The sequence below is a fragment of the Micrococcus sp. PSi08 genome, from assembly GCF_054960655.1.
Map to the genome: position 1 here is coordinate 22,501 of NZ_JBHNYP010000011.1, position 15,933 is coordinate 38,433.

Consider the following 15,933-nt stretch of genomic DNA (forward strand, 5'->3'; position numbering starts at 1 on the left):
GTGTCAGCGATCCTCGGCTCCGGGACGGCTCAGCGGTGCGCGGCGCCGGTCTCGACGGCGTGGGCGCCGGTGGCGGCGTGCTCGACGGCGGGACGGGTGTGGATGGCGGTGGTGTCCACGGTGTCGCTGCGGCCCAGGAACGTCTGGGGGATCATGAAGGCCACGGTGGCCAGGGCCAGCGCGATCAGGCCGGGGATCCAGACCGACTCGAGCGACCAGAAGCCCATGGCGTAGAGGCAGCCGAGGAGCGCGCCGTAGGCGACGATGAAGGCGATCAGGGAACCCCAGACGCCGCCCACGTTGGAGTGGTCGATGGCCTTGCCGTTGCGGATCACGTGATGCTCCTTCGGTGCGGTCCGGCCGGGGCAGACGCCCGGCCGAAGTGATGCGAGTCAGTCGGATCCCAGGATAGCAAGCGCGGAACTGGCCCCGATCCGGGTGGCGCCGGCCTCGATCATCGCCAGGGCGTCCTCGCGGGTGCGCACCCCGCCGGAGGCCTTCACTCCGATGTCCTCGCCCACGGTGCGGCGCATCAGCGCGACGTGCTCGACGGTGGCGCCCGCGGTGGAGAAGCCCGTGGAGGTCTTCACGAAGTCCGCCCCGGCCTCGACCGCGGCCTCGCAGGCCAGGACGATCGCGTCGTCGTCCAGGAGGGCGGTCTCCACGATCACCTTGAGCAACGCCCCGCCATCGCCCGCGGGGCCGTCCGCGTGGGCGGCCTCGGCCACGGCGCGGACGTCCGCGACGAGCCGGGCGCGGTCCCCGGCGCGGGCCGCGGCGACGTCGAGGACCATGTCCACCTCGTCCGCGCCGGCGTCGATCGCCTGCCGGGCCTCGAAGGCCTTGACCTCCGAGGTGTTGGCGCCGAGGGGGAAGCCGATCACGGTGCAGGTCAGCACGTCCGAGTCCGCGAGCTCGGCGGCCACCAGCGGCACCCACACGGGGTTGATGCAGACGCTCTTGACCCCGGCCTCGCGGGACTCGGCCACGAGGCGGCGCACGTCCGCCTCCGAGGTGTCGGCCTTCAGGGCGGTCGCGTCGATGTACTTCGCCAGCTCGGCGGTGGTGAGGGAGACGGTCATGCCCACCAGCCTACCGAGGCTCAGCCGCCCACGAGGGCCGTCACCTCGGCCCGCAGCGCCTCGAGCCGCTCGGCGGCCGCGGCCGGGTCGGCGTCCCGGGTGCCGAGGTAGCACTTGAGCTTCGGCTCGGTGCCGGAGGGACGCACGAGCACGCGGGTGCCGGAGTCGGTGGCGAACAGCAGCGCGTCCGTGGGCGGCAGCCCGTCCCCGCCGGCGGCCAGGTCCCGGCGCACGGTGACCGGCTCGCCCGCGAGCGTGGCCGGCCCCTGCCGACGCAGGGCGGTCATGGTGCGGGCGATCAGGGACAGGTCCGCCACGCGGACCGAGACCTGGGCGCTGGGCATGGCGCCGGTGACCGCGTCGACGTCGGCCAGGGCGTCCATCAGGCCGCGTCCCTGCGCCGTGAGGGCGGCGGCCAGCTCCGCGGCCATGAGGGCGGCCGTGATGCCGTCCTTGTCCCGCACCATGTCCGGGTCCACGCAGTAGCCGAGGGCCTCCTCATAGCCGAAGCCGAGGTCCGGGGCGCGGGAGATCCACTTGAAGCCGGTCAGCGTGACGTGGTGCCTCACCCCGTTCGCCTCCGCCAGGGCGGCCAGCTGCGGGGAGGAGACCACGGAGTTCGCGGCGCTGCGGCCGGCCGCGTGCAGGGCCGGCATCGCGTGCGCGCCCAGCAGCGTCCCGACGGCGTCGCCCGAGAGCATCCGCCACGTGCGGACGCCGTCCGCGTCGGTGACGGGCGCGGCCAGGGCCAGGCGGTCTGCGTCGGGGTCGTTGGCGATCACCAGGTCCGCGTCCACCTCGGCGGCCAGGGCGAGGGCGAGGTCCATCGCCCCCGGCTCCTCCGGGTTGGGGAACGCGACCGTGGGGAAGGCCGGGTCCGGGGCGGCCTGCTCGGCCACCACGTGGACGGGGCCGAAGCCGGCGTCCTCGAGCAGGCCCGGGACCACGGCGCCGCCCACCCCGTGCAGGGGCGTGTAGACCACGCGCAGGTCGCGGTGGCCGTGCCGGCCGTCGTCGAGCACGCCGAGGGCCGCCGCGCGGTAGGCCTCCAGCAGGTCCGGCCCGGCCACGGTCCAGCCGTCGTCGGCGAGCGGGATGTCTGCGGCCCACGCCGCGTGGTCGATGCGGGCGGCGATCTCCGCGTCCGCGGGGGAGACGATCTGCGCCCCCCGGCCCGCCTCGTCCGTGAGCCGCCCGCCGAGGTAGACCTTGTAGCCGTTGTCCGCGGGCGGGTTGTGGCTGGCCGTGACCATCACGCCCGCGTCCGCGCTGAGATGGCGCACCGCGAAGGCGAGCACCGGCGTCGGCAGCGGCTCCGGCAGCAGGACGGTCTGCACGCCCGCGGCCGTCAGGACGGCGGCCGTGTCCGCGGCGAAGGAGGCCGAACCGCGCCGCGCGTCGTACCCGACGACGGCCAGCGGCGGGGCAGCGTCCCGTCCGACGCCGTCCCACAGGTGGGCGGCCAGACCCGCCGCGGTGCGGCGCACCACGAGCCGGTTCATGCGGGACTCGCCCGGGCCCTCCTCGGCGCGCAGGCCGGCGGTGCCGAAGGCGAGCGGCCCGGCGAAGCGGGCGGCGAGGGCCGCCCGGGCGGCCGCGGCCTCCGGGCCGACGCCGGCGGCCGCGTCGAGCTCGGCGCGCAGGGTGTCCCGGTGCGCGGGGTCGGGGTCCTCCGCCGCCCACCGCTCGGCCCGGGCGAGGACGTCCTCCGGGAGCGCGGCGACGTCGTCGTGCGGGGGATGCGCGGGCATCAGAGCCGCCCCACGATGTCCGCGAGCAGGCGCGCGATGCGCGGGCCGGCGGCCTGGCCGGCCTCGACGACCTCGGCGTGGGACAGCGGCGTCTCCGAGATGCCGGCGCCGAGGTTGGTCACCAGCGAGATGCCGAACACCTCCAGCCCGGCGTGGCGGGCCGCGATCGCGTCCAGTGCCGTGGACATGCCGACGAGGTCGCCGCCGAGGGTGCGCGCCATCCGCACCTCGGCGGGGGTCTCGTACTGCGGGCCGGCGAACTGGACGTACACGCCCTCACGCAGGGACGGGTCCACCTCACGGGCGATCGCGCGCAGCCGCGGGGAGTAGAGGTCGGTCAGGTCCACGAACGTGGCGCCGGCGAGCGGGGTGGCGCCGGTGAGGTTGATGTGGTCCGCGATCAGGACGGGGGTGCCCGGGGCGATCTCCGGGTCCAGGCCGCCGCAGCCGTTGGTCAGCACCACGGTGCGCGCCCCGGCGGCGGCGGCGGTGCGGACGGTGTGCGCCACGGCCTGGGCGTCGCGGGACTCGTAGAAGTGCGTGCGCGAGCCGAAGACGAGGGCGTGCGTGCCGTCCGGCAGTCGGACCGAGCGGATCACCGCGTTGTGGCCGGGCACCTTCGGGGCGTGGAAGCCGGGCACCTCGGCCAGCGGCACGGCGGCGACCTCGTCGCCGATCAGGCCGGCGGCCTCGCCCCAGCCGGAGCCGAGGACGACGGCGACGCGGTGCTCCGCCACGCCCGTCGCCCGGGCGATGGTGTCGGCGGCCGCGCGGGCCTCGGCGAAGCCCGGATGGTCGCCGGTCAGGGGGGAGTCGGGGGAGGGGATGCTGGTCTGGTCGGTCACGTCGTGGAGTCTAGGCGGTGTCCCGTGGGCGCGGGCTAGGACTTTCCCGTCCGCGGCGGACACAATGGAGCCCGTGACCGAGGAAAACAGCACCTTCATCCCGTCCCTGACCATCATCGGCGGCGGCCCCGGCGGCTACGAGGCCGCCATGGTGGCCGCGAAGCTGGGCGCCCGCGTGACCCTGGTCGAGCGCCAGGGGTTGGGCGGCGCGGCCGTCCTCACGGACGTGGTCCCCTCCAAGACGCTGATCGCCGCCGCCGACTCGATGCGCCGCGTGGGCGCCTCCGTGGACCTGGGCGTCGATCTCGGCGGGGGCGAGGTCCACGCGGACATGGGCCGGGTCGGCCACCGCATCCTGAACCTGGCCCACGAGCAGTCCTCGGACATCCGCGCGGGCCTCGAGCGGGTCGGCGTCCGGGTGATCGACGGCGTGGGCCGCGTCGTCGGCCCCCACGAGGTGTCCGTCCGCGCCCTCGACGACGCCGACGCCGGCGCCGAGCCCGAGATCATCACCTCGGACGCGATCCTCGTGGCCGTCGGCGCGAGCCCCCGCGAGCTGCCCACCGCCGTCCCGGACGGCGAGCGGATCTTCAACTGGAAGCAGGTCTACAACCTCAAGGAGCTTCCCGAGCACCTGATCGTCGTGGGCTCCGGCGTCACCGGCGCCGAGTTCGCCTCGGCCTACAACCGCCTCGGCGCCAAGGTCACCCTCGTCTCCTCGCGTGACCGCGTGCTCCCCGGGGAGGACGCCGACGCCGCCGAGCTGCTCGAGAAGGTCTTCGAGGACAACGGCCTCAGGGTGATCGCCCGCTCCCGCGCCGAGGCCGTCGAGCGGACCGAGACCGGCGTGCGCGTGCACCTCTCCGGCGAGGGCGCCGAGGACACCCCGTCGATCGAGGGCTCCCACGCCCTCGTCGCCGTCGGCGGCGTGCCGAACACGGCGGGCCTCGGTCTCGACGACGTGGGCGTGAAGCTGGCCGACTCCGGCCACGTGATCGTGGACGGCGTCTCCCGCACGTCCGTGCCGAGCATCTACGCGGCGGGCGACTGCACGGGCAAGCTCGCCCTCGCCTCGGTGGCGGCCATGCAGGGGCGCATCGCCGTCGCCCACCTGCTCGGCGACGCCCTCAAGCCGCTGCGCCCGCACCTGCTGGCCTCGAACATCTTCACCTCGCCGGAGATCGCCACCGTAGGCGTCACGCAGGCGCAGGTGGACTCCGGCCAGTACCAGGCGGACGTGCTGCGCCTGGACTTCCACACCAACCCTCGCGCCAAGATGTCCGGCGCGGAGGAGGGGTTCGTGAAGATCTTCGCCCGTCAGGGCTCCGGCACCGTGATCGGCGGCGTGGTGGTCTCGCCGCGCGCCTCCGAGCTGATCTACGCGCTCGCGCTCGCGGTCACGCACAAGCTGCACGTGGACGACCTCGCGGACACCTTCACCGTGTACCCGTCCATGTCCGGGTCGATCGCGGAGGCGGCCCGCCGCCTGCACGTGCGCATCTGACCCAGAGACGACTTTCGGTCGTGAGATAGGCCCTATCTCACGACCGAAAGCGTCCATTCCCCCGATGTCACGTTCGACAGTGCGGGCGGGGCCCCGGGCGGGGTCAGCGTGCGGCGCGGCGCTCCCGGGCCGAGGTGACGGTGTCGAGGTCCGTGTGGCGGGTCTCGGGGGAGAGCGCCAGGGCGATCAGCGTGACCACCGAGGCCGCGGCCAGGTAGTAGCCGACGTAGGAGACGTCGAACTTCTGCACGAGCCAGGCCGCGATGAAGGGGGTCAGCGCCGCGCCGAGGATCGAGGACACGTTGTACGCGATGCCGGAGCCGGTGTAGCGCGTGTTCGTGGGGAACAGCTCGGGCAGCACCGCGGACATCGGCCCGAAGGTCAGGCCCATGAGCGTCATGCCCGTGGCCAGGAACGCCAGCATCAGCGGCACGTTCAGCTCCGCGCCCACGCCCATGTTCTCCGGCGAGAGCCACAGGCCGAACGAGAGGCCGAACAGCACCATGAGCACCGAGATCACGATCAGGGTCGGGCGGCGGCCGAAGCGGTCCGCCAGCAGGCCGGAGACCGGCACGAACGCGGCGAAGAACAGGATGCCGATCAGCTGCAGCACGAGGAACTCGGCGTAGGGGACGCCCAGGAAGCCGTTGGCCGGCTTGCCGATCGCGTAGGAGAGGATCCACGTGGTCATCAGGTAGAAGAGCACGTAGGTGGCGTACATGACGAAGGTGCCCAGGATCAGCTCCCACCAGTTGCGCCGGAACACCTCGCCCAGCGGCGCCTTCACGCGCTGGTCGCGGTCGAGGGCGCGCTGGAAGACCGGGGTCTCCTCGAGCTTGACGCGGACGTAGAGGCCCACGGCCACCATCACGATCGAGAGCAGGAACGGCACGCGCCACACCCACGTGAGGAACGGACCGTCGAGCACCGGACTCGTGGAGTCGTGACCGAAGCCGAGCACCAGCGCGAGGAACAGGCCGTTGGCCAGCAGGAAGCCGATCGGCGCGCCGAGCTGCGGCCACATGGCCGCCTGCGCGCGCTTGCCGTCCTTGGCGTACTCCGTGGCCAGCAGGGCGGCGCCGGACCACTCGCCGCCGAGCCCCAGGCCCTGGAAGAAGCGCAGCAGCGTCAGCATGGCCGGCGCCCACAGGCCGATCTGGAAGTACGTGGGCAGCAGGCCGATGAGGAACGTCGCGATGCCCATGGTCAGCAGCGAACCGATGAGTGTGGTCTTGCGGCCCACGCGATCGCCCAGGTGGCCGAAGACGACGGCGCCCAGCGGCCGGGCGACGAACGCCGCGCCGAAGGTGGCCATGGAGGCCAGCAGGGCCGTGTTGTCGTCGCCGCCCGCGAAGAAGATCAGCGGGAACACCGAGACGGCGGCCGTGGCGTAGATGTAGAAGTCGTAGAACTCGATCGAGGTGCCCACGAGCGAGGCGATGATGACCCGCGAGCGGGGCACCTCCTCCGCAGCGGCGACCGCGTCCGACGTGAGATCGGTGGTGGCGGTGGGGGCGCCCGGGTTCGCGGGCGGGGTGGAGTGGGACATGGTGTCTCCCTGGTATGACGGGCACAGGGGGTCGCGAGCGACCACGATGTGAGACGAAGATGCGTGTCAGGCTAAGCCTCATCGCACGGATCCGCGAGACTCACGTCCTCGTCGTCCACCATGTGGAACGAGTCGACGACGCCGGCGCTCCCCGCCGTCGTCGCCGGCGGCTCACTCCGCGTCGGCGATGGTGGCGATCACCGTGCCGGCCGTGACCGTCTGGCCCGGCTCGACGTCGAGACCGCTGACCACGCCCGCGCGGTGGGCCGCGAGCGGCTGCTCCATCTTCATGGCCTCCACGACCACGATCAGGTCGCCCTCGGCCACGGTCTGGCCGTTCTCGGCGGCGACCTTCACCACGGTGCCCTGCATCGGGGCGGTCAGCGCGTCCGTGCTGACGGCCGCGGCCACCGGTGCGCCGCGCTTGCCGCGGGGCCGGCGTCGTCCCGCGCCGGCCCGCTGGGCGGCGCCGGAGATCGTGTGCAGGGCCTCGCCCCACGTGGGCAGGGTGACGTCCACGCGCTTGCCGTTGACCTCCACGGTCACGGTGTGGCGCGCCTCGCGGGGGGCCGGCTCGGCCGGGGTGAGGGCGCTCGGCTCGATGCGGTTCGCGAACTCCGTCTCGATCCACCGGGTGTGCACCGAGAACGGCTCCTCCGAGCCGGCGATCTCGGGGGCGAAGGCGGGGTCGCGCACCACGGCGCGGTGGAAGGGCAGCACCGAGGGCATGCCGACGATCTCGGCCTCGCGCAGGGCGCGGGCGGCGCGCTGCAGGGCCTGGCGGCGGTCCGCACCGGTGACGATCAGCTTGGCGACCATGGAGTCGAAGGCCCCGGACACGGTCTCGCCCTCCACCACGCCGGAGTCCACGCGCACGCCCGGGCCGCTGGGCATGCGGAACGTGGTGAGCCGGCCGGGGGCGGGCAGGAAGTTGCGGCCCGGGTCCTCGCCGTTGAGGCGGAACTCGATCGAGTGGCCGCGGGGCTGCGGGTCCGTGTAGCCGAGGGCCTCACCGCGGGCCAGGCGGAACTGCTCGCGCACGAGGTCGATGCCGGTGATCTCCTCGGAGACCGGGTGCTCCACCTGCAGGCGCGTGTTCACCTCGAGGAAGGAGATGGTGCCGTCCTGGCCCACGAGGAACTCGCACGTGCCCGCGCCGACGTAGCCGGCCTCCTGCAGGATCGCCTTGGAGGACTCCACGAGGCGGGCGTTCTGCTCGTCCGTGAGGAACGGCGCCGGGGCCTCCTCCACGAGCTTCTGGTTGCGGCGCTGCAGCGAGCAGTCGCGGGTGGAGATCACGACGACGTCGCCGTGCACGTCCGCCAGGCACTGCGTCTCCACGTGGCGCGGCTTGTCCAGGAAGCGCTCCACGAAGCACTCGCCCCGACCGAACGCGGCCACGGCCTCACGGACCGCGGACTCGTAGAACTCCGGGATCTCCTCGCGCGTGCGGGCCACCTTGATGCCGCGGCCGCCGCCGCCGTAGGCCGCCTTGATGGCCACCGGCAGGCCGAACTCATCCGCGAACGCGACGACCTCCTCCGTGCCGGTCACGGGGGAGGTGGTGCCCGGCGCCAGCGGGGCGCCGACCTTGGTGGCCAGCTGGCGGGCCGAGACCTTGTCGCCCAGCCGGTCGATCGCCTCGGCAGGCGGGCCGATCCACACGAGGCCGGCGTCGGCCACGGCGCGCGCGAAGTCCGCGTTCTCGGAGAGGAAGCCGTAGCCGGGGTGCACGGCGTCCGCGCCCGCGCGCTCGGCGGCGTCGAGGATCTTGCCGATCACCAGATAGGAGTCGGCGGCGGTCTCCCCGCCGAGGGCCACGGCCTCGTCCGCGAGCTTCACGTGCAGGGCGTCCCGGTCCGGCTCGGCGTAGACGGCCACGGAGGTCAGCCCCTCGTCCTGGCAGGCCCGGATGATGCGCACGGCGATCTCGCCGCGGTTGGCGATCAGCACCCGGGAGAACCGGCGCTCCGCCGCGGGGTCGACGGGCGGGACGACCGAGGCCTGCGGTGCGTCGGCGATGCTCATGGGCGATGGACTCCTCGGACGATCACGGCTGGGGGTGCGGGCGCCACGTCCGGGGTCGTGCCCCTCACCCGGTGGGGCGAAAGGCGCGGGACGGCGCCGACTCTGACCAGCACCCTACTCGTTGTGGCGGAACCCTCCGAGGCACGCGGCCCTGTCGCGCCGGATCAGCGCTGCGCGTTGGAGGGTTCCCACAAGCGGGTGAAGTCCTGGCCCAGGGCCGCCGTGGCCCGCCGCAGCCACGCCACGGACAGCCCGATCACCGCGTTGGGATCCCCGTCCACGCCGTCCACGAGGGCCGCGCCCGCGCCGTCCACCGTGAACGCGCCCGCGCAGTGCAGCGGCTCGCCCGTGGCCACGTAGGCCTGGATCTCGGCCTCGGTGACGGCGCCGAAGCGCACGACGGCGGACACCACGCCCGCCTCCGCGGCCATCCCGGACCCGGCCCCGGGCTCCGGCAGCACCAGGCCCAGCCAGTGGCCCGAATGCAGCACGCCCTCCCGGCCGGCCTGGGCGCGCCAGCGCTCGACGGCGACCTCGGGCTCGTAGGGCTTGCCGTGGGCGCGGCCCTCGAACTCGAACACGGAGTCGCAGCCGAGCACGAGCGTGGGGGCCTCGACGCCGGCGGCCGCCACACGGGCGGCCACGTCGCGGCCCTTGGTCTCCGCCAGCAGGCCCGCCAGCTCCGCCGGCGACGGGTCGCCCGCCGCCGCGCCCACGGCCGCCTCGTCCACCCCCGAGACGACGACGCGGAACGGCACCCGCGCCCGGGTCAGGACCTCCGCCCGGCCGGGGGAGGCCGAGCCGAGCACCAGCCGCAGGCCCGTGCCGGGGCCGGCCGCGCCGTCGTCGTGCGGGATCACGCGAGCGCCTCCCGCAGGGTGTCCAGGCCCATGCCGCCCAGGCGCAGGGCCCGCGTGTGGAAGGCCTTGAGGTCGAAGTCGGCGCCCTCGGCCTGCTCGTGCTCGGCGCGGATCTGCTCCCAGATGCGCTGGCCCACCTTGTACGCCGGCGCCTGCCCCGGCCAGCCGAGGTACCGCGTGAACTCGAAGCGGCGCTGGCCCTCGGAGATCCTCAGGTGCTTGGTCAGGAACGCGTAGCCCTTCTCCGGGGTCCACGCGCCGCCGCCCTCGGACTCGGGGGCGTCGAAGCCGCAGTGGTAGCCGATGTCGAACACCACGCGGGCCGCGCGCATGCGCTGCATGTCCAGCATGCCGAGGTGGTCGCCCGGGTCGTCGAGGAAGCCGAGCTCCTCCATGAGCTTCTCCGCGTACAGCGCCCAGCCCTCGCCGTGGCCGGACGTCCAGCAGAAGCTGCGGCGCCACAGGTTGAGGTTCTCCCGGTTCATCATGGCGGTGGCGATCTGCAGGTGATGGCCCGGCACGCCCTCGTGGTAGACCGTGGTGGTCTCCGCCCACGTGGTGAACTCGTCCTCGCCCGGGGGCACGGACCACCACATGCGGCCGGGCCGGGAGAAGTCGTCCGAGGGGCCGGTGTAGTAGATGCCGCCCTCCTGGGTGGGGGCGATCATGCATTCGAGCCGGTCCATCGGGGCCGGGATCTCGAAGTGCTCCTTCATGGCCTCGACCGCGTCGTCGGAGAGCCGCTGCATCCACGTGCGCAGGGCCTCGGTGCCCTTCAGGGTGCGCTCCGGGTCCGCGTCCAGGATCGCACGCGCCTCCTCGATCGTGGCGCCCGGCCGGATGCGCTCGGCGTCCGCCTGCTGCGCGGCGATGATGCGGGCCAGCTCCTCCTGGCCCCAGCGGTAGGTCTCCTCGAGGTCGATCTCGGCGCCGAGGAAGACGCGGGAGGCCAGCCGGTAGTAGTCGATCCCGACGCCGTCCGCCTCCGGGGCGTGCGGGCGCAGCTCGGCCTCGAGCGTGTCCGCGAAGTCGCGGTAGGCCTGCGCGGCGGCGTCCGCGCCGGAGCGGATGCGGGCGGCCAGGGCGTCGTCCACGACGTCGGCTGCCTCGGCCCGCTCGACCAGGCCCGGGAAGAACCCGCCCGCGGCGCCGTGGGCGCGGGCCTGCTCCACCACGATGTCCACCTGGCGCACCGCGGCCACGTGGCCGGCGTCGCGGGAGGCGAGCAGGGACTCCGTGTAGCCGCGCAGGGCGGCCGGCAGGTTCTCGAGGCGGCCGGCGATGTGGCCCCACTGCTCCGCGGTGTCCGTGGGCATGAGATCGAAGACCGCGCGGATGCCCTGGGCGGGGGAGGCGATGTTGTTCAGCTCGGTGCGGCCGGTCGCGTGGATCTCGCGCTCGAGGCCGATGCGCTCCTGCATGGCCGCCTTCGTGACGCGGTCCGTCTCGTCCTGCGGCTCGAGCGCGGCCAAGTCCTCGAGCAGGCGGGCGTTGAGCTCGTCGTCGGCGCGGGCGCCGGCGGGGGAGAAGTCCGTGTACTCGGTCTCCCGGCCGGGGAAGCCGAGCTCGGTGGCGGTGTCCGGATGCAGGGCGAGGAGGTCGGTCACGTAGCGCTCGGCGAGCGCGTCGATGGCGGACGGGGTGCGGGCGCCGTCGGCGGCGGCCTCGGAGGTGTGCTGGGTCATACCGGCACTCTAGGCGCTGGCGCCCGCGTCCCGGCTCACTGCGGGCCCGCGCCCTGACGCCACTGACCGCGGCCGGGCCGGGCCCACAGGCCCAGGTCGCCGCGACGGCGGAGCGTGCGGTCCAGGGGACGGGGGTCGGCGGCCGCGGCGGCGAGCCGGGCGGCTTCGGCCCGGGCCGCGGCGGCCGCCTCGAGGACGGCGGCCAGCGCCGCCATCTCCTCCGGCTCCAACTCCGGGCCGCTGAGCTGCAGCGGGTCGGCCGACGCCGGCGTGGCCTGCGTCGACTCGTCGTTCTCGTCCGGGGCGCCCGGACCCAGCAGGGCGCTCACAGCGGCATGTTCCCGTGCTTCTTGGCGGGGCGGGCCTCGCGCTTGTGCAGGGTGGCGCGCAGGGCGCGGATGAGCTGGCCGCGGGTGGCGTGCGGGGGCACCACGGCGTCCACGTAGCCCAGCTCGGCGGCCTGGTACGGGTTGAGCAGCTCGGCCTCGTAGTCGGCCACGATCTCGGCCCGGCGCGCATCGACGTCGCCGCCCGCCTCCGCCGTCGCCTTCAGGTCGCGCCGGTACAGGATGTTCACGGCGCCCTGGGCGCCCATCACGCCGATCTGCGCGCTCGGCCAGGCCAGGTTCAGGTCCGCGCCGAGCTTCTTGGAGCCCATCACGATGTATGCGCCGCCGAAGGCCTTGCGCGTGATCACGGTCAGCTTCGGCACGGTGGCCTCGGCGTAGGCGTAGATCAGCTTGGCGCCGCGGCGGATGATGCCGTTGAACTCCTGGTCCGTGCCGGGCAGGAACCCGGGCACGTCCACGAGGGTGATGATCGGGATGTTGAACGCGTCGCAGAAGCGCACGAACCGCGCGGCCTTCTCCGAGGCGGCGATGTCCAGGGTGCCGGCGAACTGCAGCGGCTGGTTCGCGACGACGCCCACGCTCATGCCGTCCAGGCGGGCCAGTCCGGTGATCACGTTGGGCGCGTACAGCTCCTGCAGCTGCAGCAGGTGGCCCTCGTCCACGATCGAGGCGATGACCTCGAGCATGTCGTAGGGCTGGTTGGCGGAGTCCGGGATGATCTCGTCCAGGGCGAGGTCCTCGTCCGTGGGCTCCGGGTCCGCGGCCTCGAAGGTCGGGGCCTCTGCGAGGTTGTTGGAGGGCAGCAGCTCGAGCAGCTCCTGCACGTAGGCGATCGCGTCCTCCTCCGAGGAGGCCATGTAGTGGGCGGTGCCGGAGGTGGCGTTGTGCGAGCGGGCGCCGCCGAGGGTCTCCATGTCCACGTCCTCGCCCGTGACGGTCTTGATCACGTCCGGGCCGGTGATGAACATGTGCGAGGTCTGGTCCACCATCACCACGACGTCCGTCAGGGCCGGCGAATAGGCCGCGCCGCCGGCGGAGGGGCCCATGATCAGCGAGATCTGCGGGATCATGCCCGAGGCCAGGACGTTGTTCCGGAAGATGTCCGCGAACTGGGCGAGGGAGGCCACGCCCTCCTGGATGCGCGCGCCGCCGCCGTCGAGGATGCCGATCACGGGGCAGCCGTTGCGCGCGGCGAACTCCTGGACCTTCACGATCTTCTGCCCGTTGCGCTCGGACAGCGAGCCGCCGAACACGGTGAAGTCCTGGGAGTAGACGGCCACCTGGCGCCCGTCCACGGTGCCGAAGCCGGACACCAGGCCGTCGCCTGCCGGGTGCTTGGCGTCCATGCCGAACGCGGTGGTGCGGTGCACGGCCAGCGCGTCCAGCTCCACGAAGGAGCCCTCGTCCAGGAGGAGGTCGATCCGCTCGCGCGCGGTGTGCTTGCCGCGCGCGTGCTGGCGCTCGACGGCGTCCGGGCCGCCGGGCGCGGCCGTCGCCTCGAGCCGCCGATGCAGGTCGGCCAGCCGGCCGGCCGTGGTGGTCAGATCGGGATCGGTCACACGTCCTCCTTGTGGTGGTCCGCCAGATGCGGAGGCTCAGTCGGCCAGTCTACGGGCCGCCGCGGACGCCCTCGGTTGGAGGAAGCCCACAAACGACGAGGACGTCGGCCCGGGCCGCCCCTCCGCGCGCCCCGGCGGCGGATCGGCCCGCCCAGCCCGCCCTCGGGAACGCCCTGTATATCTAGGGGCATGCACCCCGACGACGCCCCCACACCGGACCTGACCTGGCTGGACTCCGCCGGCTCCACGCAGGATGAGCTCCTCGCGCGGCTGGACCGCGAGGGGCACCGGCACGGTGCGGCCGTGGCCACCGCGGACCAGCGGGCCGGCCGGGGTCGGCACTCCCGGGTGTGGAGCGCCGCGCCGGGGGCGGCGCTCGCCCTGTCCGTGTACCTGCGTCCCGAGTCCGGCGGGGTGCCGGTCTCTCCGGCCCACCTGAGCTGGCTCTCGCTCGTCGCCTCCGCCACGGTCGCCGAGCGCCTCGCGGCCCGGGGCGTCCCGACGCACGTGAAGTGGCCGAACGACGTGCTCGCCACGGACGGGCGCAAGCTGTGCGGCGTGCTGGCCACGGTGGCGCTGTCCTCGGACGGCAAGGGGCCCGGCGTCGTCGTCGGGATGGGCGTGAACCTGGACCACCGCGGGGCCGCCCCGGTGGACACCGCCACGGACCTGGCGGAGTGGATCGGCGCGGACGCCGTGCCCGCGCCCCGGGACCTCGCGGTCGAGCTGCGCGACGCCGTCGTGGCGGCCGTGGACCGCTTCGCGGCGGGCGTGGCGGGACAGGCGGCGGCCGTGGACGGACGCCACCCCGCCGTGGCGGCCGTGGCGGACCGCCTCTCCACCCTGGGCCGCGCGGTGCGCGCCGAGCTGCCCGGCGGCGGCGTGCTGGAGGGCACGGCCGTGGGCCTCGGCCCCGGCGGCACCCTGCGCGTGAAGCACGTCACACCGGACCGTGGCACAATCGAGACCGAGGTCAGTGCGGGGGACGTGGCCCACCTGCGCGGAGACGTCCATCGCGGCGCATGACACACCCGTCCCGGTCAGGAGGTGACCGCCGTGCGACTCGAGCCCGGTGAGCAGGTGATGGTGCGCACCCGCACCCACCCGCGCGCGCTGCTGCGCCCGGCCGCGGTCCTCGTGGCCGTCGCGTTCCTGCTCGGCCTGGCCGTCGGCGTGCTCGCACGCCCCGACCTGCCCGGGATCGTCGCCGCGAACCGCGCCGTGCTCGAGGCGGCCGCGTGGGTGGTCGCGGCGCTCGTCCTGCTCCCCGGCACCATCCGCCCGCTGTGGCGCTGGGTCTTCCGGCGCACCGTGCTCACCGACCGCCGCATCCTCCAGGGCGCCGGCGTCGGCGGCTCCGGTGCCGCCATGCCGCTCGTGTCCATCGCCGACGTGCAGCGGCGCCGCCGCGGCTCGGGTGCCGGAGACCTGCACATCCTCTTCCAGGAGCCCGCCCGCCAGGTCCACTGGCGGCTGCGCGACGTCCCCGAGGCCGCGCGCTTCGAGGAGGCCCTGGCCCACCTCACCCGCCAGGCCCGCACCGCAACCTGGCCCGCCCCCGTCCCGACAGGAGACCTCCGATGAGCCGTCCGGAGACACCGGACACCGCACCGCTGCCGATCGTCCCGCCGGCTGAGGACGAGACCGCCCGCGACGTCGAGGAGCGCTCCGCCCAGCCCGCCGGCTGGACGAGCGCGATGCGCACGCTCGACGCCGGCCTGGTGGTGGGCCCGCGCGCCTACACCTCACGGGAGGTGGCGCAGCGCCTCGGCGTCTCGATGGCCTCCGCCCGGAAGATCTGGCGTGCGCTGGGCTATCCGACGTCGCCGGAGGGGCACAAGGCCTTCACCGAGGCGGACATCGAGGCGTTCGAGTCCGTGCTCACGCTCGTGCGCTCGGGGACGCTGAACGAGGACACGGCCATCTCGCTGGCGCGCTCGATCGGGCAGATGACGGACCGCATGGTGGTGTGGCAGATCGAGGCGCTCGTGGAGGACAAGATCGCCTCCGAGGACCTGACGGACCCGGAGGCGCGGCGGGCCGTCGTCGACATGCTCCCGGACATGGTCGGACCGCTCGAGAAGGCCATGCGGATCGTCTACCGGCGCCAGCTCAACCGCGCCGTGCAGCGCCTGACCGTGCGCGTGGAGGCCGGGCTGGCGGCCAGCGCCCGGGGCCGCGACGGCTCCGAGTCGGACGCGCCGCTGCCGCTGGCCCGCGCCGTCGGCTTTGCGGACATGGTCTCCTACACCACGCTCTCCCGGACCATGGACGACCGGACGCTGGCCCGCATGGTGCTGCGCTTCGAGTCCCTCGCCGCGGAGACCATCTCGGCCGGCGGCGGCTGGCTCGTGAAGACCATCGGCGACGAGGTCATGTTCAACGCCGAGACCCCCGAGGCCGGCGCCGCGATCGCGCTCTCCCTGGCCGAGACCATCGCCGCGGACGAGGAGCTGCCCTCGGCGCGCGTCGCCCTGACATGGGGACGGGTGCTCTCCCGCATGGGGGACATCTACGGGCCCACCGTGAACCTCGCCGCGCGGCTGACGTCCCTGGCCGATCCGGGTACCGTGCTCGTGGACGCCATGACCGCTGCGGCCCTGTCCCGGGACGAGCGCTTCGTGCTCGTCCCGCAGCCGCCCAGGATCGTCCGCGGGTTCGGAGAGGTCCGCCCCTCCCTGCTCTTGGACGGGTCGGCCCAGACCCTGCTCGCCGACTGA

General features: G+C 74.1%; 14 protein-coding genes. 4 read left to right on the top strand and 10 right to left on the bottom strand.

The window, feature by feature from the left end:
- Positions 1-29 precede the first annotated feature (29 nt).
- From ACFI33_RS05200 to ACFI33_RS05215, 4 genes are read right to left on the bottom strand one after another with little or no spacing between them, the layout of a single operon-like run.
- Positions 30-335, bottom strand: coding sequence for a hypothetical protein (locus tag ACFI33_RS05200; RefSeq protein ID WP_069941670.1), 306 nt, complete (start codon positions 333-335; stop codon positions 30-32).
- A gap of 57 nt (positions 336-392) precedes the next feature.
- The gene (deoC, locus tag ACFI33_RS05205; protein ID WP_127445932.1) at positions 393-1,082 is read right to left on the bottom strand and encodes a deoxyribose-phosphate aldolase; all 690 of its coding nucleotides are present in this window, start codon (positions 1,080-1,082) and stop codon (positions 393-395) included.
- A 20-nt stretch (positions 1,083-1,102) separates the two neighbouring features.
- Complete coding sequence (locus tag ACFI33_RS05210; protein WP_462623797.1) at positions 1,103-2,833, bottom strand: phospho-sugar mutase; 1,731 nt, start codon at positions 2,831-2,833, stop codon at positions 1,103-1,105.
- Complete coding sequence (locus ACFI33_RS05215; protein ID WP_002854392.1) at positions 2,833-3,678, bottom strand: purine-nucleoside phosphorylase; 846 nt, start codon at positions 3,676-3,678, stop codon at positions 2,833-2,835. The genes ACFI33_RS05210 and ACFI33_RS05215 overlap by 1 nt, the downstream gene beginning before the upstream one ends.
- A 73-nt stretch (positions 3,679-3,751) precedes the next feature.
- Here ACFI33_RS05215 and ACFI33_RS05220 point away from each other — a divergent pair, with 73 nt between their 5' ends.
- The gene (locus ACFI33_RS05220; RefSeq protein ID WP_462623798.1) at positions 3,752-5,182 is read left to right on the top strand and encodes an NAD(P)H-quinone dehydrogenase; all 1,431 of its coding nucleotides are present in this window, start codon (positions 3,752-3,754) and stop codon (positions 5,180-5,182) included.
- A 103-nt stretch (positions 5,183-5,285) separates the two neighbouring features.
- Here the strand turns inward: ACFI33_RS05220 and ACFI33_RS05225 are convergent, their stop codons facing one another.
- From ACFI33_RS05225 to ACFI33_RS05250, 6 genes are all read right to left on the bottom strand, one after another.
- A complete protein-coding gene (locus tag ACFI33_RS05225; RefSeq protein ID WP_462623799.1) occupies positions 5,286-6,731 on the bottom strand; it encodes an MFS transporter in 1,446 nt (481 codons plus the stop codon).
- 171 nt (positions 6,732-6,902) lie between these two features.
- Positions 6,903-8,759, bottom strand: a complete 1,857-nt coding sequence (locus tag ACFI33_RS05230) for an acetyl/propionyl/methylcrotonyl-CoA carboxylase subunit alpha (RefSeq protein WP_070708533.1) — start codon at positions 8,757-8,759, stop codon at positions 6,903-6,905.
- Positions 8,760-8,923: 164 nt separating this feature from the next.
- Positions 8,924-9,619 (bottom strand): Maf family protein, encoded by a 696-nt coding sequence (locus ACFI33_RS05235; protein ID WP_145015832.1) that lies wholly within the window; start codon positions 9,617-9,619, stop codon positions 8,924-8,926.
- Complete coding sequence (locus tag ACFI33_RS05240) at positions 9,616-11,304, bottom strand: DUF885 domain-containing protein (protein ID WP_070709593.1); 1,689 nt, start codon at positions 11,302-11,304, stop codon at positions 9,616-9,618. Before ACFI33_RS05240 ends, ACFI33_RS05235 begins: the two co-directional genes overlap by 4 nt.
- Positions 11,305-11,339: 35 nt before the next feature.
- Complete coding sequence (locus ACFI33_RS05245; RefSeq protein WP_101965796.1) at positions 11,340-11,633, bottom strand: hypothetical protein; 294 nt, start codon at positions 11,631-11,633, stop codon at positions 11,340-11,342.
- The gene (locus ACFI33_RS05250) at positions 11,630-13,213 is read right to left on the bottom strand and encodes an acyl-CoA carboxylase subunit beta (protein WP_070709357.1); all 1,584 of its coding nucleotides are present in this window, start codon (positions 13,211-13,213) and stop codon (positions 11,630-11,632) included. The genes ACFI33_RS05245 and ACFI33_RS05250 overlap by 4 nt, the downstream gene beginning before the upstream one ends.
- A 189-nt stretch (positions 13,214-13,402) precedes the next feature.
- On the opposite strand from ACFI33_RS05250, the gene ACFI33_RS05255 reads away from it, so the two are divergent.
- The 3 genes from ACFI33_RS05255 to ACFI33_RS05265 are packed head-to-tail and all read left to right on the top strand — an operon-like array spanning position 13,403 to position 15,933.
- A complete protein-coding gene (locus ACFI33_RS05255) occupies positions 13,403-14,239 on the top strand; it encodes a biotin--[acetyl-CoA-carboxylase] ligase (RefSeq protein WP_102708164.1) in 837 nt (278 codons plus the stop codon).
- A 30-nt stretch (positions 14,240-14,269) separates the two neighbouring features.
- Positions 14,270-14,797: a PH domain-containing protein gene (locus ACFI33_RS05260; RefSeq protein WP_041103555.1), complete on the top strand. Its 528-nt coding sequence runs from the start codon at positions 14,270-14,272 to the stop codon at positions 14,795-14,797.
- The gene (locus ACFI33_RS05265) at positions 14,794-15,933 is read left to right on the top strand and encodes an adenylate/guanylate cyclase domain-containing protein (RefSeq protein WP_070709465.1); all 1,140 of its coding nucleotides are present in this window, start codon (positions 14,794-14,796) and stop codon (positions 15,931-15,933) included. The genes ACFI33_RS05260 and ACFI33_RS05265 overlap by 4 nt, the downstream gene beginning before the upstream one ends.